Below are 18,098 nucleotides of genomic sequence, written 5' to 3' on the forward strand. Positions count from 1 at the left end.
CGGATCTGGATCCCTTCGGGAATGGGGATGGCGGCCAAGCGAGGCAAAATGGCAGCCCCCAGACCCTGCGCCACCATGTTCACAATGGTGGAGTCTTCCTTCACCAAGTAGGCCACCTTGAGGGTTTGGTGGGCAGCTTCCCAGTGGTTCCGCACCGCCGTGGTACATTCGGCGTAGTTGTAGAGAATGTAGGAAAAACGGGAAAGATCCTCCCAGGTCAAGGTTTCCGGCAGGGGCCCAAAACTCAGCGGAACCAACACAATGAATTCATCACGGGCGATCTCCCACGTCTGGAGATCCTCAGCAGCCCGCGGCAGGGGCAACAGGCCAATATCCACCTGGCCTGATCGCAACAGATGTTCGACAGTGGCCGGATCTTCTTCTGTGAGGGTGAGGGTAATCTGCGGAAATTGTTGGCGGAAGCGGGCGATCACCGGTGGCAGCAAATGAGTTGCAGCACTGCGAAAAGCGGCAACCCGCACACTTCCCCCCCGCAACCCTTTTTCCAGGTTGGCCTCATAATCCATTTGTTCCCGCAGTTGCAGCATTTTGCGAACATGGCGCAGCAGTCGCTCTCCCACCGGGGTTAGGCGCGCCCCAAAGCGACCGCGCACCAACAGGGTCACCCCCAGTTCTTCCTCCAGGCTGGCAATGGCCCGGCTCACCGCCGACTGGGAAATGTGCAATTGCAGGGCAGCATCGCTGAAATTTCCCCGCTCCACCACAGCCACCAGGGTTTGCAGTTGCGAGATGTTCATGGATCCCATCTATTCGATCTGCGCATAGATGTGATGCTATCTCAGGTTTGAACCCTCCGCCGCACCTGACTAAACTACGACATAACTTCTCCTTCACACTGCGAAACAGCGGGAAACAGTGTGAAAACCTCTTTATCTTCCTGTCGTTGGTCAAGTGTCCCTATGTCGAGATCCATGTTTGCCCTATTGCCTTTCCATCAATTTCGAGATACTCCCGGCGTGCGCTTTTTCGACATCACGGTTGCGCGATCCAACGCCCGCGATTTGGTTTACCATGATGGGCCCGCCATCAGTCCCCCCAACAATCCGCAGGGCTATTGGCAGTTTTATATGCATCCACACCAGGAGGACAACTTGCTGGCTTTATGGGGCGGACGGACGTTTTACCTGGTGAATTTTAGCTGGCGGGATCCCTTCCATATTGTGCGCCTGGAAGCGAATCGAGGTATTTTGCGCATTCCTCCCGGCACTTTTCACCGTTCCGTCTCCGATCCAGAGGGATCCATCGTATTGAACCAGGCGGTGCGCGACGAAAAAGCCATCTTGGAAAAAGAATTTCGCATCTACGACAGCAGCCGTATTCCCCGATTGCTGCAGGTGACCTCGGCACCCGCCCCTTTGCCCCGCATTTGTGCCTGAGGGCAACCCAATCATCCTCCCCCGTTCCCTTAACCTAGCCGCGAGTCAATCGAGGCTCGCAAGTGGGCAGCAGCATGGGTGAGCTGTGCCTGGGGAATGGAGGGGTCGAGGTGTCGCCCTGCTGAGTTGGCAAGGCTCAGCCCTCTTTGCGGATCCCTGTAGGTGAAAGCTGAGGCTAGAGTAAAGATGGGTGCTGGGGGATCCACCAATGCTCTCTCTGGAGCGCAAGGGCATAGCGGATAGCTCGATCAACTTGGCGGAGTACATCGACCATACTCTGCTGTTGCCGATGGTTACTCCAGAACAGATCGACCAGGGGTGTGAGATCGCCCTGCGCTATGGTTTCCCCACTTTTTGTGTTCCTCCCTGCTATGTGCCGCGGGTGGTGGAGCGGCTGCATGGATCCCCGGTCAAGGTGAGCACGGTGGTGGGGTTTCCCCTGGGCACAACCACTGCAGAGGCTAAGCTCTACGAGGCCCAACTGGCGGTGGAGCAGGGGTGCCGGGAGCTGGATGTCCGCATCAACTTGGCTTGGCTCAAGGCGGGGGAGCTGGATCGCCTCCATGCTGAGATTGCCCAACTGGTGGAAGAAACGGGGGTCTGCATCAAGGCCATTTTGGAAACGGCTCTGCTGACCGAGGAGGAGAAAAAGCTGGCCGGGGAGATTTGTATCGATGCGGGGGCGGCTTTTCTGATGACTTCCACCGGCTGGATGGGGGGGGCGACGCTGGCAGATGTGCAACTGTTGTGGCAACTCAGCCGCGGCAAAGTGGGGGTGAAAGCGTCGGGCGGCATTCGCACGGTGGCTCAAGCAGAGGCCATGATCCAGGCGGGGGCCAGCCGTATCGGCACCTCTTGGGGGCTGGAGCTGATGCAAGAGCTGCGAGCCAGAGGAACCCCATGAGTGGGCGCACCTATCGGGTTACGGGCATCAATCTCAAAGGGATCCCACTGGGAGAGGCGGATCGGATTGTTACCATCTTGACTCGCGAGCAAGGGTTGATCCGGGCGGTGGCCAAGGGATCCCGTAAGCAGCCTTCCAAGCTGGGCGGGCGGATGGAGCCTTTTGTCATCAACGATTTGCTGATGGTGCGGGGGCGCTGGTCTGCCCAAGCAGATACCTCCCAGCGTTTACAGCGCATTGTCCAAGCGGAAACCCTCCAGACTTTTCCTCGTCTCAGCCGCAGCTTAGCCCATCTCACAGCAGCGCAGTATTTGGCGGAGGTGGCCTTGCTGTTGGCCTTGCCCGATCAAGCCCAGGAAGAGCTGTTTGTGGTGTTGGTCGAACACTTGGAACGCATCGAGCGGGCTGCTTCGGAACGGGCCGTTTTGCCCTTGCTCACCCACGGGTTGTACCACCTCCTGGCGTTGGCGGGGTTCGCCCCTCAGGTGCAGGCTTGTTACTTCTGTCAAGGGGAGTTGGTCGACGGCGTTTTTTTCAGCCCCCAATGGGGTGGCTTGATCTGTGATCCCTGCCGGGTGGCCCAGCGGCCCAGCCCGATTGCCTGGGTCTCAGCCTCTGCCTTGCGTGCCTTGGGATCCCTGCCCAGCTCCACACTGCCTCTGCCTGAGGATTCGCTGCCTTTGGCTGCTTGGCTGGAAGCAGAACGTCTGTTACGGCGCGTTTTGGAGCATCATACGGATCGAGAGATCCGTTCCGCCGAGCTATTGGCCAGTTGCTATGCTGTTTCCACTGCAAACGGTCAAGGATCCCCGGCTTTTCCTGAGGGACATCCCGAAAAATGGGCATCGGTCTGAAAAAGTTGTGAAGGTATGTATCAAGTCCGGCCCAATAGCCGCAAAATAGAGCATCGAGGCGGGTTGGCAGCCGATTTTGGATGATAAATTAGGTTATGGAAAGTAACTTCTTACGAAGGCCTCTCAGGTTTGAGCAATGGTTTGGGGGGAGGAGTGCCTTGCACCAGGTACTGGACAGCATAATCAGGTGGGATTGAAGTTGGAGCTTTTAACAAGATTGAATCGACTGCTGAGAGGGCCTTCTGCTTGGTGCTTGTTTCCCGGAGCTGCATCCCTGGGGTGCGGCTTTGGTTAATTGCAGATGATTGCTTGTGAGTGTTCAATTTCACTCGGTGAGTCTGCCCAACTGAGGAGCAGCCCCTGAGGTTCCTGTATCCGCCCAACTCAAGTTAGCGCCCACCTCAGTTCTTTTTCAGATTTCTCTTTTACCGAGTACCGTTAGAAGTTCAGGAGTTGCAGCACCGTGGAAGCACAGCGTAAGGAACGGATTCTGGTGGTCGATGATGAGGCCAGCATTCGACGCATCTTGGAAACCCGTCTGTCCATGATCGGATACGACGTGGTCACAGCTTCGGACGGCGAGGAGGCGCTGGAGGTTTTCCACAAGCAGGATCCCGACCTGGTGGTGCTGGATGTGATGATGCCGAAGCTGGATGGCTATGGGGTCTGCCAGGAGCTGCGCAAAGAATCGGACATCCCCATCATCATGCTGACGGCGCTGGGCGATGTGGCCGACCGTATCACGGGGCTGGAGCTGGGGGCAGACGACTATGTGGTCAAGCCCTTTTCCCCCAAGGAGCTGGAAGCTCGCATTCGGTCGGTGTTGCGACGGGTGGCGCGGTCGGCCCACGATGGGATCCCCAGTTCCGGGGTGATTCAAGTGGGGGATATTCGCATCGATACCAACAAGCGGCAGGTCTACAAACGGGACGAGCGCATTCGCCTGACGGGGATGGAGTTTAGTCTGCTGGAGTTGTTGGTCAGTCGGTCGGGGGAGCCTTTTTCCCGCTCCGAGATTTTGCAAGAGGTGTGGGGCTATACCCCGGAGCGCCATGTGGATACGCGGGTGGTGGATGTCCACATCTCGCGGCTGCGGGCCAAGCTGGAAGATGACCCCAGCAACCCAGAGCTGATCCTGACGGCCCGAGGCACCGGCTATCTATTTCAGCGCATCATTCAGGGGGAGGAACAGGCACGGTCTTGAGAGGGGATCCCTTGCAACTTCTCTTCGAGGGCAACCTGGACTCGCCTCAGCACGCCAACCCAGTCTCCCGGTGTGTTTTGTCGAAACAAGCGCATCACCCCGGGGTACCAGGGGCTATCTTCTCGATGGAGGAGCCAGCGCCAATCGGCGGCAAAGGGCAGCAGCACCCATACCGGCTTGCCCATCGCCCCGGCCAAATGAGCAACGGCTGTATCAACGCTGATCACCAGATCCAACTGGGCAACGGCTGCGGCTGTATCGACAAAACTGCGGAAACGGGATCCCAGCTCCAACACTTGGTGCTGCTCCAATAGGGATCCCAGCGGCCTTAGATCTTCCCCCACCTGCAGGCTAACCCACTGGATGGAAGGCACATGCAAGTGTTGGAGCAACAGATTCAGAGGGCAACTTTTCAGCCTTTGCACGCGGTTGAGCTCAGGATGGGCACGCCGGCCGCTGGCCCACACCAGCCCCACTTTCATCCGCTCCTGGGAAAGCTCTGGCCAGGAGAGGCTCAAAGGGATCTGCGGCCCGCCGGCATGAACGGGATAGACAAGATAGGGGATGCGGGCCGGGATCGTCTCCAGAGTGGTGCCCAACCGCTGCGGCAAGCTGAGCAAAGGCAGATGGCAATCGAAAGAGGGCAAGGGATCCGTTTCCGAGATCACCTGCACCTGGGGAAGGGGGAAGCACCCTCTGAACAGCTCGACAAGGGATCCCTGACAGCGGAGGCAGATTTGCGCTTGGGGATGGGCCTCGGCCAGCAGCGGCAGGTAGCGCACAAACTGAAGCGTGTCCCCCAACCCTTGTTCGGCGTAGATCAGCAGGGTCTGGCGGCCCAGAGGGGATCCCGTCCACAGAGGCGAAAGAAAGCGCGGGTAGGCCGCTTCTTGTCGCTGCAGCCGCCATTCGTATTCCCGCCACCCCTCCTCGTAGCGGCCCAGGGTCAGCAAAGCCGTGCCCAGGTTGTAGTGGATCTCCGGCCAGTGGGGGGCCAACTGCAAGCTGCGCCGATAGGCTTCAATGGCCGCTTCCAACCGGTTTTGTTCCTGCAAGATGGTGCCCAGGTTGTTGTGAGGCTGGGCATCCCTCGGCAACAGCGAGATGGCCCGTTGCAGACAATCGGCGGCCTCCTCCAAGCGATCTTGCAGGTGCAGGCAGTGGCCGAGGTTAACGAGAATTCGCCCCTCCTGGGGTGCAAGGGCGAGAGCTTGGCGAAACCAACTTTCCGCTTCCCCAGCTTGGCCATCGAGCATCAGGGCATTCCCCAAAGCTGCCAAGGCATAGACCTGGGGAGGCTGGGCTGCTGCTGCCTGTTGCAACACCTCAATTGCCTGGGCCAATTTCCCCAGGGTGAGCCAACAACTGCCCAATCGGAAAAGCAATTGCCCATCACCGGGGGCAAAGGCCAGGCCCTGTTCGTAGGCTCGCGCCGCTTCCTCTGGGTTGCCAAGCTGCATCCAGGCATCGCCCAGATCCTGCCAGGCCGGCACCCAATCCCCCCGCAGGTGCAGAGCCAGTTGCAAGGGGGTCAAAGCTTGGCGGGGATCCCCCATCTGGAGATAAAGGGATCCCAGCAACGCCTGAGCGGCGAACAGATGGGGATGGGCGCGGGTAAGCTGCCGGCAGAGGTGCAGAGCGGTCTTCAGATCCCCCGCCTGTCGGTAGCGTTGAACCCACGTCAGAGCCGCCTCTGGGGATGGGATCTCGGATCCCCGCTCTGGATCCTGTGACTCAGTCGCTTGCCGGTTGTCTTTTCCTCGCCCAAAGCCCCGTGGCACGTCTTTGCCTCTTTTGAGATCCCTTTCACTTCTTAGCCCCCTCCCCCCAGTGTCCAAATGACAGCGGTGGGACAGGATCCCTACCCAGGCTAACAAAAGGTTCCCACTGCCCCGGTTTTCACGGGCCATCCTTGGGGCTCAGTTGCGGCGAAACAGGCTGTCCAAGTAGATGCGTGCCGCCCGCCGGTCGCTCTCCCCGCTTTGGAGCAGGAATAACGAGAGCGCTGCCGTCACCACCCGATCCTGATCCCAGTCGGGATGGCGGGAGAGGTAGTTTTGGAGGGTGTCATGCAGCTCCTCGGGAATTTCACTCAAAATGCTAACGCTGTGAGAACTCATAGTCCAACCACTCACTCGGGGTCAAGAGGGGAGAAAACGGCATCCCGCAAAACCTGCGGCCACAGCCAGAACTTGGGCAGCCCGAACAGAGCGAGCCCGCAACACCAAAACCCAACCTAGGTAGGCTAGGGGCCTCAGCAGGCCCGCAAGAAGAAAAGCAAGCGATATAGGTTCATAGCTTGCCCCTATCCCAGCGGATGGGAGGGAGGGCATTCACAACTGTTCCTAAGCCTGTCGTGGGCCGTAGAACAGATGAAGTCTTTTCTTTCTAAGGAGAGCGCTCGGGAAAATCTCCACACCACTCGCCCTCAGGTGGGGTTATTCTGCCCTCTGCCCTATGGGGGATGTCAATCCCAAGCCAGGGATCCAACAGGACAAAAGCTCTCCATTGGCCTTGATGGGATGGGAAAAAATGGCGCGATCCCGTTACGTTTCTCAGGGTGTAGTCGCCTGAACCTTACCCACCTCAACTTTTCCACAGAAACCCCCGATGCCGCCCCCTGAGGGAAAGGCCCTGTGGAAAACAGCCCACCCGCCTGTGGAAAGTCTGGGGAAAACCTGTGGATTTCCGGGAAATCTGAATTTGTCCAAAAATTTTTGTGTTTGTGTCGAGCATTTCTCAGGGCCACTCAACTCCGTAGCGCAAAAACAGCTCCTTGGAACCGCGGCGGCATTCCAGCAGCTCCAACTGGGGCGGGGATCCCTGCACTTGCCAACCCTCAATGCTGGCAGGCGCATCGGCATATCCACTCAGCAGCACCGGAGCGAGGGTAACCCACAGCTCATCCAAGGCTCCTGCCTGCAGAAATGCCCCCAAAAGCCGCCCCCCGCCCAACAACCCCACCCGTTCAATGCCCAAGCTGCGCAGGCGGGCCAGCCGTGCCGGCAGATCCCAATCGGCAGCCACCCAGATGTCCTCAAAGCCGGTTCGGTTCCGCCAAATCCGGGATCCCTTGGGAGTTGTCCACAGCCAACGGGTGAGGGGCTGGCGAAAAAACGGCAAATCCTCAGGAATATCTCCGCTGCCAGAGCAGATGATCGTCAGAGGCTGGGGGGATAGGCCCTGAGCAGTTCTGCGTTGGATCAACTCGGGATCCCGAATACGCAGACTGGTGCCGTAGGCCCGCAGAGTGGCGGCCCCCATGATCAAAGCCTGTTGCTGGGCAGCTTGGGTTTCCAAGTGCCGATAGTCCTCAGGGCTGCTGAAGGAGGGCCTCTGCGCTCGATGGGCTGCGATCTTTCCATCCAAGCTCTGGGCGAAGATGGCAACCAAGTGGGGACGATTCAAAGGCAAGATCGCTGGGAAAGGGTGGGCAAACCCTACAAATTGACCAGAATAGAGTCAGGCATCGCCGGGGGAACCGTGGCACCGGTCACCAGAGCGCCCACGCGGAATGGATATGCTAGGGACATTTCAATCCTCCACCATCCGGGTTGAAGTCGAGGCCAGTGCATCGACGATGCAGCGCTGTCTGACAGAAGTGGGGTTGCTGCAGCAGTGGATCTGGCCCCAGCAACTGCAGGGATCCCTTCCCGAAAGGCTGGAGCTGGGCAGCACCTTTGCGGCCCAATGGGGCCCCCTCTCGATCATGCACCAGGTGGAAACCCTGCTGCCGGAACGGCTGCGCCTGCTGATGTGGGGAGGAGCCGATGGCTACTGTGACTGGCTGTGGGGGAACGGCTGGGTGCAGTTGCGGGTAGAGGCCGTCTCTCTCCTGCCCTTGGGCTTGGGACAATTGCTGATGCTGCGGCGGCTGCAACAGTTTGCCCAAAGCCAAGAACAGCGCCCCTCTTAGGACTTAAAAAGCGACCTTCCGGCAAAACCCGTGGATCCTCGGCTTGACAAAATGCGTTTCGGTTGCAGCATGCTACTTCTCTAAGGATTTTCCACTACGATAGTTGTAGCAGAGCTTACTCTTCCCGTCCGAGAGGCCCAATGAATCCGCCGACCAGCCCCACCCCAACCGCCATCGAGCAGGAAAAGTTTGAGATCCGCTTGGGAGAAGCGCTCAACCGAGCAGGACTGCTCACCCCCGCCCAACTGGCTCAGGCCATGTGGGAAAAGGCCGATACCCCCTTGATGTTGGGGGAGCTGTGTATGCAGCACGGCTGGGTTGCCCCCCGAGATCTCTACCCATTGATTCCGGTCGAATTGGTGCGCATCGGCGAGATCTTGATGCTGCATGGGTATCTGGAGCTGGAGCACATCCATCAGGCTCTGATTCAGCAGCGGCAGCACCCGGAGCGCAAGCTGGGGGAGATCTTGGTGCAGCAGGGCTGGGTACAACCCCACTGGTTGGAATGGGCCTTGGACAAGCAGCAGCGGCTGCGGCGCCAGAAAGGAGCTGCCAACAGTTGGGAGGTGATGGTGGAGCAGTGGTCCACCATTCCCGATCAGCCCCCTCTTTATGTCTCCCCTCTACAGGTAGCCCAAGAGACCTACAGAGTTACCCAGCAATACAAAGCCCAGCTGGAGCGCTACCAAGAGCAAATTGCCATCTTAGAAGCGCAACTGGAGCAGCAGCGGCAGCAGCAACAGCTCCTGGTCGAACAATCGCTGCGGCAGGTTGCCGACCATCAAGCCCGCCAGCAGGAGCAGCAGCAGCGCATTGTCCAATTGGAAGCCCAAATTCAACAGGAGACAGAACAACAAAAGGCTGCCCAACAGCGCATTCGGGAACTGGAGGAGCAACTCCAAGCCCAGCAAACTCAGGGATCCGCGCAACTGCAAGCCGCCCAAGCAGAGCTGGAAATCCTACGTCGCCGCTGCCACGAGCTGACAGAATGGCAATCTCAAGCCAAACACCAGCTGCAAGAGCTGGGATCCCAACTGCAGGAGCAGCAGAAGATACAGCAGGATCAGGCACAGCAGCTCCAAGAGCAGGCCCACCTGCGTCATGCTCTGCAGCAAATGGAAGCCCAAGTGGCTGCCCTGAACCAGTCGCTGCAGGAGCACCAACACCAACTCCAACTGGCCCAGTCTACGAAGCAGCGCTTAACTGCCGACCTGGCCCACATTCGCCAAGAAGCTGCCGAGGCCACCCACCGCTTGCAGGTGCAGCTCCAAGAAACCCAAGCCCAACTGCGAGAAACTCAAGATCGCTTGCAGGAAGCCCAAGCCCAAGTGAGCCAGCTCCAGGCCCAACTGCAAGCGGCTCAAGCGGAAAACCGTGCTCTAGCTGCAGCGGTAGCCGAAGCCCGACGAACTTCCCCACCTGCAGCTGCACCGACCCCAGCTTCGGAGAAAGCCCGGCCAGAGACAGAGGATCTCAAGGCCCTGACCATAGCCGACTGGGCAGCGGAACTGAGTGCCCCAGAAAGCGAATTGCCCCCGCAGCAGTATTTGGGGGAAGAGGACTTGGAAGCCTTGCAGCGGGCCACCCCCTGGGTACAGCGGGTGTTGACCCAATTGCGGGCGGCTGGCCTGATCGACAATGCCGGCATCGAAACCGTCATTCACGCTTGGGAAAAGGCAGGGGGCACTTTCACAGATGTGCTGGCCCACCACAGTGGCCTCAAGCCGGAGACCGTCAAATTTTTCAGCGAAGGGGGCTACTCCGTTCAACTGGCGGGGGGACGCCACGTGGCCGACTACCTCAAGGCTTCTGGGTTGGTCAGCGCCGCCCAAATCGAACAGATCCAGAAGCACCTGCCGCCAGGGGGATCCCTGTGTCAGGCCCTTGCCCAAGCCGGGATTCTACGCCGGGCCACTGCCCTGTATTTCGAGCGCCACTTCGGCGGGCAAAAGCCCCGCCGCCCGCTGCGGGAAGAGCTTTAGAGGAACCATGCTCTATCGCTGACGCCAACGACCGACAAGGGATCCGAATACAGACACAAGCTGCCAACAAGATGCCAATTAGACTAGAAACTAGATAGAGATAGATCATCAGAAGCGACCGGTTTCTCACCCCTGAGAGACCCAAGTTACTCGGTAGTTGTGTCGATCTCTTCTGCTATGACTACGGAAGCTCCAACTCGACCTGCTCAGCAGTTCTCGCCCTCGAGAACCCAGGTTCGCCAGCCCTACCCCCACTTCAAGGTGATCGTCTTGGATGACGATTTCAATACCTTTCAGCACGTTACGGAATGTCTGCTGAAATACATCCCCGGCATGACTTTGCCCCTAGCGCGGCAACTGACCGTGCAGGTGGATGCCGAAGGGCAAGCAGTTGTTTGGGTCGGCCCTCAAGAACAGGCGGAGCTCTACCATCAGCAATTGCTGCGGGAGGGGTTGACCATGGCCCCCTTGGAGCCGGCCTGAAGCACCAGGCGTTCGTAGCTGCGCTCAACTGCTGCCAACAGCTCCGCTTGGCCCCAACCGGCGTAAACGCTGCTGGCAATGGCCAGCCCACCCGCCCCCACCCCTTCCTTGACATAGCCCCGCTCGTAAGCCTGTAGAGGCAGATAGCGGCTATTGGCAAAGCTCAGTTGGGTGGCCAAAAGGGGAGCAACCCCCAACAACTCTGCCAAGGCCACCGTATTGCCCGAGGGATCCTCTGCCACCCAGCGGGTGGTTCCCACAACCACGTTCTCCGGGGGCCAAGGGATCCCCTGCTCTTCCCCCCAGCGCTGCATCAAGGCCAGCACCGCCAACATTTGGGTTCCCCCTGCCAGCAGCACCGCTCCCCGTTGCGCTGCGCCCATCGCCAACCCGGCCACAAAGGGCTGCATGGGATCCCCCACTGCCGCCACCACCTCAGCAGCAGAAGCTCCCCTTGGCAGACGGGCCAATCCCTGCCGGGCCAAGGCCAGCTTTTGGGCGTGGTTGCAGACCGGGTGGCTGCTGTTTACCATGCCCTCTGCTGCCCACCCCAGTCCCAACAACACCGCCAGCGCCGTGGTGGTGCCCCCTGCCACACACTCCCCAATCACACAGTAGCCTTGCTCCAGCCGGGATCCGCGGTCGTACCCTTCTTGCCAAAGGGATCCCACCTGCTCCAAAGACAGAGCCTGTCCTGTGCTCAAGCAGCGGGCCACTCCCCCAGAGCTCACCATTTCTGCCCCCGGCAAAGGTTCCGGCAAGCCACAATCGAACACTCGGCACGGGATCCCCAACTCCCTCAGGATGGCGCAGCTGATCACCACTGGGGAAGGATAGCCATCCGGAGAGGTGGGCAAGCGGTGAGAATGGCCCGCCAGCAACACTTCGCCATCGGCAAGAGCTGTGTAGCGACGCAAGGAGGGGGTAGCGCCGGCAGCCGAAATGCCCGGAACAAGAGCCGTTTCGGTAAACCCCAAGCAGGCCAGAAACAGAGGTCGGGATCCCTGCACCCGTTCGCACCACCGCCGGGCCACAGCCGGCTGAGTGTAAGCCTTAACGCAAGGAAACGGAAGCATACCGGACACCGAGGCAAACAAGCCAGAGTCTATCCTGAGCCAGAAGGGCGGGATCCCGTACTCGCAGGAGGGGTTGCCTCCTGCTGAGGCAATCGGATTCGGATAGGATGGGTATACCCAATGCAGTTTATTCAGGGCAAACGGAAGGCCATGAGCTTCTTCGACTCTGAGATCGTCCAAGAGGAAGCCAAGCAACTGTTTCAGGATTTCCAAAACCTGATGCAGCTTGGTCAACGGTACGGCCAATTCGACCGGGAAGGCAAAAAAATCTTCATCGAACAGATGGAGGAGTTGCTGGAGCGCCAGCGCATTTTCATGAAGCGGCTGGAACTCTCCGACGACTTTATGGCTCAAATGACCATCAAACAACTGCAAACTCAGCTTGGGGGGTTTGGGCTCTCCCTGACCCAAATGTTTGACCAGATGCACCAGACCCTAGAGCGCATGAAAGCTGAGGCAGACGCTGAGCGTTGACCCCCAAGAACGACCTACACGAAGGGATCATGTCTTCTTCCCGCCAGACCCGCAACCAGAAATTGATTCTGGAGGTGCTAGAGCATCGTTCACAACCCCTTTCGGCGCAAGAGATCTTTTTGGAGTTGCGCAATGCCAACCACACCGTCGGTCTGGCCACGGTTTACCGAGTTTTGGATGCTCTGCGCAATGAGGGCAAGCTGCAGGCGGTCAACTTGGGAGATCAGCAAACCTACTACCAGGTTCTGCCCAGCAATGGCCACAACCGCCATCACCTGATCTGCACCGAATGTCGGCGGGTGGTGCCTTTGCCCGATTGTCCGGTGGAAGATTTGGAGGCACAGCTTTCCAGCCGATACCAATTTGCGATCGAGTACCATGTGCTTGACTTCTACGGCGTCTGTGCCCAGTGCCGTAGAGGGGTTGGGCCAAGCCCGGACTCACGGCGTTCCTCTTTTCTCAAAGCTAAGCCCAAATGATGAGCTATCTCTGGACGGTGTTGATCGGGCTGGCTGGCGCCCTGATCGGGGTCAAGCTGAGGCTTCCGGCAGGAGCGCTGGTGGGCTCCATGGTGGCGGTGGGTCTGGTGAATGTCTGGGGGGCGATCCCAATTCCCGCTCCCCCAGCCGGGATCCGTTTTGCCATGCAGGTGGTGTTGGGCATTCTTTTGGGTACTAAGCTCACTGCCGATACGCTTTTGGCCCTGAAAGATCTGTGGCGACCAGCCCTGCTCTGTACAGTGATTGCGGTGGGCACGGGGGTCTTGTCGGGGTACCTGATCTCCCGTTGGCTGGGGATCGAGCGCTTGACTGCCATCTTGGGCACAGCTCCAGGAGGCATTTCCGACATGAGCCTGATAGCCCTGGACATGGGAGCCCAAACCAGCACAGTGGTGGTCATGCACTTGGCACGCCTGATCAGTGTCGTCGTGGTCGTCCCCTGGGTGGTGCGACTGCTCGTTCAGCCGGGCACGAGTTAGCTAGACCGCCGGGAAGCCCCGCCCTCTGTGCATCAGCATGAGTGCCGGAGTATGTCACGAAAGTCCTCGGAGCAGAGACGGTGGGTGGGTTAGACTAGGGGCGATACAGAACTTAACAACTGAACCGCCGCCTTGGAACTTTCCCCCTCTCCACTCACCTGCCATGCCGCCGCTGCCGGATCCCCTTGGAGCGCTACTCTCTGTTCTGCAGATGGCTCTTTGGGCAATGTCTCCTCTGGCCAAGGCGATTGGTGGCCTCTACAGCTGCATTGGCAGGGGGAGCCAGACCCAGTACAGCCTGAGCTGGTGCAGGTGGATCCCGTGCTGCGCTTGCTGCTTTTGGGGGATGGCTTTACCACCCGTAATCTTGCTGCCTTGATCCAAGAGCCGATTCAGGCTCATCTGCTGGACACGGGCCGGGTTGATTTACAGGCAGAGCAGGGCACTGCCCCCAAGTCCATGCAACAGCTGGCCAGAGATTTGGGGCGGCTGGGATCCCCTTTGATGCGGCGGCGGGTTTGGCTGTGCGGAGTAACCTCTCAACAGCCCTTGCTCTATGCCACCTCTTGGTGGAACTCCGAACATCTGGTTCAATACTTGCCCCATCCCGATCGGCCCATTGGCCAAAATCTGATCCAAGAAAAACTGGAGACCTTTCGCGAGCTGCGCGGCCTTTACTACGGCGAGGCAGACCCGGTTGCCCGGCTGCTGCAGTGTCCCGGTCCCTTCTGGGCTAGGCATTATCTTTTGTTGCACAGGGGCCAGCCTTTGACCGTCATCTACGAGGTGTTTTCTCCACGGCTGGCCGCAAGGGCCCTGTCCCGCTAGCGCGACGGAGACCTCCAACGGCGCACGGCTGCGGTGATGGCGGCTGCCACCTGCGGATCCAATTGGGCGCTGGCGGAGATGCGCTGATAGTCCTCTGGGGTCAGTTGATGGGCGACGATGATCTCGGCAGCAGCAGCCTCAAACTGTTGTTCGATTTGCCGACGTTCCTCGCTGCTGTTGGCCTGTTGGAGGCGATTTTGGGTGCTCTCCAGAAGAGGTTGCACCGCCAGGAGGGTGCGGGCAAAGCGGTCAATCTGCTCAGAAGAAGGTGGAGAGGTGGCTTCAGAAAGACTAGCCGGGGCCGAGGTCATCGTCTCTGAAGAGGTTGCGGGCAGATCCCCATCCCATCCGGAGTCTGGCCTGGGCGAGGGAGAGGGATCCGGGTTGGCAGGAGCCTGGAGGGCCACTCTGCCGGCTGCGTCCAAGTCTTGGGCCGGGTTGAGGGCATTCCAAAGGGCCAAGCCCGCCAAACACAGAGCAGCCCCTATCAGTCCAGCACTCAAGAGGGCGAGCCAACTGACAGAGGTCGCAGTCGGCTCAAGCACCACCTGCACCGGCGCATGAGGAGGCAAGGGTTTGGACATGAGGCTGAGATCGTAAGCCCGACGCTGCTGGCTATCGCTGAGAACTCGGTAGGCGTGTTGTAGCTGGAGGAACTCCCGCTGGGCCAACTGCCGCAACCCTGCGGGGATATCGGCAGGCAACCGATCCGGGTGCAGTTCGCGTGCCCGCTGGCGGTAGGCAGCTTTGATCTCCTCCAGGCTGGCTTGGGGAGAAAGCCCCAGCTGTTGGTAGTAGGTGGGGGAAGCAGGCAGAGTAGGCATGGGAGCAGTTGGTTGCAGAACAGAGGGAGAACCGGCTGCCTTCGAAGGCCAGCCACCTTACCCCAACAGGGATCCCTCCTTTCGGACCAGCATATCCTGCCCGGTTCAGCGAGGCTGCTGGCCCAAGAGCTAAGACACGTAAACCCCTGTTAGAGGCGCGCTCAGGGCTTCTTCCAACTCTGCCAGGCCAAGACGACGCTCCAGGATATCCATCACCTCGCGGCCAAAATCATGGGGGTTGCGATCCCAGGCTTCCAGACACACTTCCCCAAAAAAGGATCCCAGGGGTTCTGGGTTCCAGAGCAGTTTGCGCGCCGTCCAAGGAGTCATGTGCATGGGGTTAAAGCGGTCGTCGATAACACCGATTTTGCGAGCAAAATCTTCTAGATGAGTGTGGGGTTGCAGGCCGATGAAGAAGATGGCCGGCTCAACTTTGTCGCGACCAAAGATGGCTTCCAGCTCGCGATGGTACCGTACTGTTTGCCGAATGGTTTCCGGTCGCTCGTCGATAACATTAAAGGAGTAATTGACCGAAACCAGGTCGTTAAATCCTGCCTGTTTGAGGTAGCGGCAACTCTCCAGTACCGTGCGCAGGTTATAGCCCATGCGCATTTTGCGCACCAGCTCCTGGGATCCGCTGGTGATGCCGATCTCGAAGTAGCTCATGCCAGTTTTCACCATGAGCTCGGCCAGCTTTGGGGTGAGGTTGTCGGCCCGAATATAGGCAGCCCAACGAATATCGGTCATGCCGGCATCAAGAATTTTCTGCAGCAATTCCTCCGCATCCTCAATGTAGCGGCGGGCAGGGATAAACTGGGCGTCAGTAAACCAAAAGTTTCGCACTCCTCGCTCGTACAACTGCATCATTTCTCGGATCACTTCATCCACAGGGTTGAGGCGCACCTGCTTGCCTTCGATGACGGTGTAGATGCAGTAGCAGCAGTTGTGGGGGCAGCCGCGCTTGGTTTGTACCCCAATGTAAAAGTCGCCCCCTTCTAAGTAGTAGTCAATTTCCGGCCAAATGGCGGTGATGTAGGTGTAATCACAGGCGGTTTTTTGCAGAGGTTGGGGCGGCTCGTGGATCAAACCTGGGCGAGGCTGTTCCAGCTTGGCCCGATAGCAGCGCTCTGCAGCAAGGCTTTGCCCTTGGATCACTTTTTCCAGCAGGGTTTCCCCCTCCCCTACCGAGATGATGGTGCCTTTGGGCAGATAGCGGCCCAATTGTTCATAGAAGACGCTGACTGCCCCACCTCCCAGCACCGCTTCAGCGTGAGGTTTGTAGCGCCTGGCTCTGCGGATCCCCTGCCAGACCAGCCGGGTGTTGCGCCAAATCTCGCCATAGTAGGCCAGCACCAGCCTGAGGCTATTCAGGGATCCCCGCAATTTTTTCAGGGGGTTGCGGGCGTAGAAAAACTCAAAAGAGTGTTGCAACAGGTTGCCGGCCCGCCCGTTCACCGGCGCATAGACTTGAATATCTCGCCAAGAGAAAACCAGCAAATCCGGCTGAAACTGATCGATTTGCTCCAGCATGCGGCGGCGAAAATCCAAGGGCGGAAAGGTGCCCATATCGAAGATGCGCTGCTCAACTTGGGGGAACAGCTTGTGGACATGATCGGCCAAATAAACCACCCCAATGGGAAAAATGGGGTTGCAGGGCAGCCGCACATAGAGGATTTTTTGAATCTTCAGGTTCGAGGCCATATAACCTGAGAGCTTACTTCACATCTCTTCACTCACTCTAGTCGGTTTTTGAGGGGCGCGGCGGCAGGGATCCGAAAGGGACAAGGATAAGCTAAAGCTGAAGCAACCAGCAGGGTCGGACCTGAGGAGAGGGTATGACTCCAGAGGGCCCAATTTGGCACCAGCGCTATCGACCAGAGCGGCGATTGAGCAAGCGCAGCGGCAGACACACCTATCTGGCCCAGGATTTGCTCACCTCGGAACAGGTGGTGATCAAGCTGCTGCTCTTTGGGCCAGACTTCGATTGGGCCGACCTGAAGCTGTTCGAGCGGGAAGCCCAGATCCTGCAGACCCTCTCCCATCCGGCCATTCCCCAATACCGCGACCACTTCGAGGTTAGCTTTGAGGGAGGACGGGGCCTGGCCCTGGTGCAAACCTACATCGACGCCCCCTCTTTGCAAGAGTGGATGGAGCAAGGGCGGCGCTTTGCCGAGCCGGAGGTGCGGGATCTGGCGCAAAAGTTGCTGCGCATTCTCGTCTACCTGCACGAACTCCATCCCCCCGTCATTCACCGAGATCTCAAGCCCAGCAACATTCTCTTGGGATCCGACCAGCAGGTGTACCTAGTGGATCTTGGCTCGGTTCAGGCGGCTGCCCCCCGGGAGCAGGGATCCTACACCGTGGTGGGGAGCTACGGCTACATGCCCCTAGAGCAATTTGGCGGCAGAACCGTGCCCGCTTCCGATCTCTACAGCTTAGGTGCCACCCTAATCCACCTGCTCACCGGCCAACACCCGGCGGATCTGCCCCAGGAGGGAGCCCGGATTGTGTTCGAGCAAGCGGTGCAACTGAGCCCGCCCTTTCGCGACTGGCTGCGGTGGATGACGGAACCTTTGGCGGCAGATCGTCCCGCTTCCGCCCGGCAGGCCCTGGAGGCGCTGGAGCATTTGGATCGTCGTCCCGCCTTGATTCCCTCAGACGCAGCAGCAGTCCCTACTCGACAGCCAGCAGGCAGCCGGATTCAACTGCACAAGTCCGAACAGACCTTTCAGGTGGTGATCCCGGCCCGGCAAATCGGTGTTTTGGCGTTGCTGCCTTTCGCCATCGCTTGGAACTCCTTCATCACCTTTTTCACGATCACGTCGGTTGTGCTTGCGCCTTTTCCGGCCAATTTGGTGTTTGGCCTGTTCACCCTGCCCTTCTGGACGGTGGGGTTGGGGATGGTGGGCGGGATCCTCTACGGTCTATTCGGCAAGGCCCACCTACGGATCGACACAGAATACATTCGCCTGGCTCACGAGGTGTTTGGCCTGAGGTTTGGCAATGTTCCCCCCAGTCGGCGATGGGATATTGACCGGCTGGAGCTGATCCCACGCCATACCCGACGGGATTCCGGTGGGGATCGGGTGGAGGTAAGCCCACAGTTGAACGTCTGGGCGGGCAACCGCAAGTACGAGCTAAAGGATCTGCAAGAGCCAGAGTTGGAGTGGCTGGCCG

The 18,098-nt window shown here is 59.0% G+C and carries 20 protein-coding genes; 12 read left to right on the forward strand and 8 right to left on the reverse strand.

Going from position 1 to position 18,098, the window contains the following annotated elements; translation table 11 throughout:
- A partial coding sequence (locus NW849_RS10115; protein WP_414357541.1) for a LysR family transcriptional regulator occupies nt 1-758 on the reverse strand: 758 nt, incomplete at its 3' end.
- Between the two features lie 174 nt (nt 759-932).
- Between NW849_RS10115 and NW849_RS10120 the strand changes: the two genes are divergently transcribed.
- On the forward strand, nt 933-1,397 hold the full coding sequence (locus NW849_RS10120; RefSeq protein WP_414343843.1) for a redox protein: 465 nt from the start codon (nt 933-935) through the stop codon (nt 1,395-1,397).
- Between the two features lie 29 nt (nt 1,398-1,426).
- Here the strand turns inward: NW849_RS10120 and NW849_RS10125 are convergent, their stop codons facing one another.
- Nucleotides 1,427-1,603, reverse strand: coding sequence for a hypothetical protein (locus NW849_RS10125; RefSeq protein WP_414357542.1), 177 nt, complete (start codon nt 1,601-1,603; stop codon nt 1,427-1,429).
- Nucleotides 1,604-1,605: 2 nt separating this feature from the next.
- On the opposite strand from NW849_RS10125, the gene deoC reads away from it, so the two are divergent.
- From deoC to rpaB, 3 genes are all read left to right on the forward strand, one after another.
- The gene (gene deoC / locus NW849_RS10130) at nt 1,606-2,301 is read left to right on the forward strand and encodes a deoxyribose-phosphate aldolase (protein ID WP_414357543.1); all 696 of its coding nucleotides are present in this window, start codon (nt 1,606-1,608) and stop codon (nt 2,299-2,301) included.
- Nucleotides 2,298-3,155, forward strand: coding sequence for a DNA repair protein RecO (recO, locus tag NW849_RS10135; protein WP_414357544.1), 858 nt, complete (start codon nt 2,298-2,300; stop codon nt 3,153-3,155). Before deoC ends, recO begins: the two co-directional genes overlap by 4 nt.
- Nucleotides 3,156-3,618: 463 nt before the next feature.
- Nucleotides 3,619-4,359 (forward strand): response regulator transcription factor RpaB, encoded by a 741-nt coding sequence (gene rpaB / locus NW849_RS10140; protein WP_414329445.1) that lies wholly within the window; start codon nt 3,619-3,621, stop codon nt 4,357-4,359.
- On the opposite strand, the gene NW849_RS10145 is transcribed toward rpaB, so the two are convergent.
- The 3 genes from NW849_RS10145 to NW849_RS10155 form a co-directional block, all read right to left on the reverse strand.
- The gene (locus tag NW849_RS10145; protein ID WP_414357545.1) at nt 4,332-6,140 is read right to left on the reverse strand and encodes a tetratricopeptide repeat protein; all 1,809 of its coding nucleotides are present in this window, start codon (nt 6,138-6,140) and stop codon (nt 4,332-4,334) included. The genes rpaB and NW849_RS10145 overlap by 28 nt on opposite strands.
- Before the next feature lie 138 nt (nt 6,141-6,278).
- The gene (locus NW849_RS10150; RefSeq protein WP_041436785.1) at nt 6,279-6,479 is read right to left on the reverse strand and encodes a DUF2811 domain-containing protein; all 201 of its coding nucleotides are present in this window, start codon (nt 6,477-6,479) and stop codon (nt 6,279-6,281) included.
- Between the two features lie 619 nt (nt 6,480-7,098).
- Complete coding sequence (locus NW849_RS10155; RefSeq protein WP_414357546.1) at nt 7,099-7,767, reverse strand: RibD family protein; 669 nt, start codon at nt 7,765-7,767, stop codon at nt 7,099-7,101.
- Nucleotides 7,768-7,879: 112 nt separating this feature from the next.
- On the opposite strand from NW849_RS10155, the gene NW849_RS10160 reads away from it, so the two are divergent.
- From NW849_RS10160 to clpS, 3 genes are all read left to right on the forward strand, one after another.
- Complete coding sequence (locus NW849_RS10160; RefSeq protein WP_011434124.1) at nt 7,880-8,275, forward strand: hypothetical protein; 396 nt, start codon at nt 7,880-7,882, stop codon at nt 8,273-8,275.
- A 140-nt stretch (nt 8,276-8,415) separates the two neighbouring features.
- On the forward strand, nt 8,416-10,257 hold the full coding sequence (locus tag NW849_RS10165; protein WP_414357547.1) for a hypothetical protein: 1,842 nt from the start codon (nt 8,416-8,418) through the stop codon (nt 10,255-10,257).
- A gap of 177 nt (nt 10,258-10,434) precedes the next feature.
- Nucleotides 10,435-10,740 carry an ATP-dependent Clp protease adapter ClpS gene (gene clpS / locus NW849_RS10170; RefSeq protein ID WP_011434126.1) on the forward strand — a complete coding sequence of 102 codons (306 nt, stop codon included), beginning with the start codon at nt 10,435-10,437 and terminating at the stop codon, nt 10,738-10,740.
- Here clpS and cobT read toward each other — a convergent pair.
- On the reverse strand, nt 10,689-11,816 hold the full coding sequence (cobT, locus tag NW849_RS10175) for a nicotinate mononucleotide-dependent phosphoribosyltransferase CobT (RefSeq protein WP_414357548.1): 1,128 nt from the start codon (nt 11,814-11,816) through the stop codon (nt 10,689-10,691). The genes clpS and cobT overlap by 52 nt on opposite strands.
- A gap of 150 nt (nt 11,817-11,966) precedes the next feature.
- Here cobT and NW849_RS10180 point away from each other — a divergent pair, with 150 nt between their 5' ends.
- From NW849_RS10180 to NW849_RS10195, 4 genes are all read left to right on the forward strand, one after another.
- Nucleotides 11,967-12,290 carry a DUF1825 family protein gene (locus NW849_RS10180; protein WP_011434128.1) on the forward strand — a complete coding sequence of 108 codons (324 nt, stop codon included), beginning with the start codon at nt 11,967-11,969 and terminating at the stop codon, nt 12,288-12,290.
- Nucleotides 12,291-12,319: 29 nt separating this feature from the next.
- The gene (locus NW849_RS10185) at nt 12,320-12,769 is read left to right on the forward strand and encodes a Fur family transcriptional regulator (RefSeq protein WP_414357549.1); all 450 of its coding nucleotides are present in this window, start codon (nt 12,320-12,322) and stop codon (nt 12,767-12,769) included.
- Entirely contained in the window at nt 12,766-13,269 is a 504-nt protein-coding gene (locus NW849_RS10190) for an AbrB family transcriptional regulator (protein ID WP_414330730.1), read from the forward strand. The genes NW849_RS10185 and NW849_RS10190 overlap by 4 nt, the downstream gene beginning before the upstream one ends.
- Nucleotides 13,270-13,401: 132 nt before the next feature.
- Entirely contained in the window at nt 13,402-14,097 is a 696-nt protein-coding gene (locus NW849_RS10195) for a chorismate pyruvate-lyase family protein (RefSeq protein ID WP_414357550.1), read from the forward strand.
- On the opposite strand, the gene NW849_RS10200 is transcribed toward NW849_RS10195, so the two are convergent.
- Nucleotides 14,094-14,921: a DnaJ domain-containing protein gene (locus tag NW849_RS10200; protein WP_011434132.1), complete on the reverse strand. Its 828-nt coding sequence runs from the start codon at nt 14,919-14,921 to the stop codon at nt 14,094-14,096. The genes NW849_RS10195 and NW849_RS10200 overlap by 4 nt on opposite strands.
- Before the next feature lie 129 nt (nt 14,922-15,050).
- Nucleotides 15,051-16,622 carry a photosystem II high light acclimation radical SAM protein gene (locus tag NW849_RS10205; protein ID WP_414357551.1) on the reverse strand — a complete coding sequence of 524 codons (1,572 nt, stop codon included), beginning with the start codon at nt 16,620-16,622 and terminating at the stop codon, nt 15,051-15,053.
- 134 nt (nt 16,623-16,756) lie between these two features.
- Between NW849_RS10205 and NW849_RS10210 the strand changes: the two genes are divergently transcribed.
- Nucleotides 16,757-18,098 (forward strand): serine/threonine protein kinase (locus NW849_RS10210; RefSeq protein WP_414357552.1); only part of this gene is annotated, 1,342 nt, incomplete at its 3' end.

It is taken from the genome of Synechococcus sp. R55.3 (assembly GCF_047461975.1).
Classification (GTDB): domain Bacteria; phylum Cyanobacteriota; class Cyanobacteriia; order Thermostichales; family Thermostichaceae; genus Thermostichus.

Excerpts from the sequence above, each read along its gene's own strand:
- NW849_RS10205 (WP_414357551.1), bottom strand. The coding sequence starts at position 16,622 with ATGGCCTCGAACCTGAAGATTCAAAAAATCCTCTATGTGCGGCTGCCC.
- deoC (WP_414357543.1), top strand. The coding sequence starts at position 1,606 with ATGCTCTCTCTGGAGCGCAAGGGCATAGCGGATAGCTCGATCAACTTG.
- NW849_RS10190 (WP_414330730.1), top strand. The coding sequence starts at position 12,766 with ATGATGAGCTATCTCTGGACGGTGTTGATCGGGCTGGCTGGCGCCCTG.
- NW849_RS10160 (WP_011434124.1), top strand. The coding sequence starts at position 7,880 with ATGCTAGGGACATTTCAATCCTCCACCATCCGGGTTGAAGTCGAGGCC.
- recO (WP_414357544.1), top strand. The coding sequence starts at position 2,298 with ATGAGTGGGCGCACCTATCGGGTTACGGGCATCAATCTCAAAGGGATC.
- NW849_RS10165 (WP_414357547.1), top strand. The coding sequence starts at position 8,416 with ATGAATCCGCCGACCAGCCCCACCCCAACCGCCATCGAGCAGGAAAAG.
- NW849_RS10180 (WP_011434128.1), top strand. The coding sequence starts at position 11,967 with ATGAGCTTCTTCGACTCTGAGATCGTCCAAGAGGAAGCCAAGCAACTG.
- NW849_RS10150 (WP_041436785.1), bottom strand. The coding sequence starts at position 6,479 with ATGAGTTCTCACAGCGTTAGCATTTTGAGTGAAATTCCCGAGGAGCTG.
- NW849_RS10185 (WP_414357549.1), top strand. The coding sequence starts at position 12,320 with ATGTCTTCTTCCCGCCAGACCCGCAACCAGAAATTGATTCTGGAGGTG.
- NW849_RS10120 (WP_414343843.1), top strand. The coding sequence starts at position 933 with ATGTTTGCCCTATTGCCTTTCCATCAATTTCGAGATACTCCCGGCGTG.
- clpS (WP_011434126.1), top strand. The coding sequence starts at position 10,435 with ATGACTACGGAAGCTCCAACTCGACCTGCTCAGCAGTTCTCGCCCTCG.
- cobT (WP_414357548.1), bottom strand. The coding sequence starts at position 11,816 with ATGCTTCCGTTTCCTTGCGTTAAGGCTTACACTCAGCCGGCTGTGGCC.
- NW849_RS10200 (WP_011434132.1), bottom strand. The coding sequence starts at position 14,921 with ATGCCTACTCTGCCTGCTTCCCCCACCTACTACCAACAGCTGGGGCTT.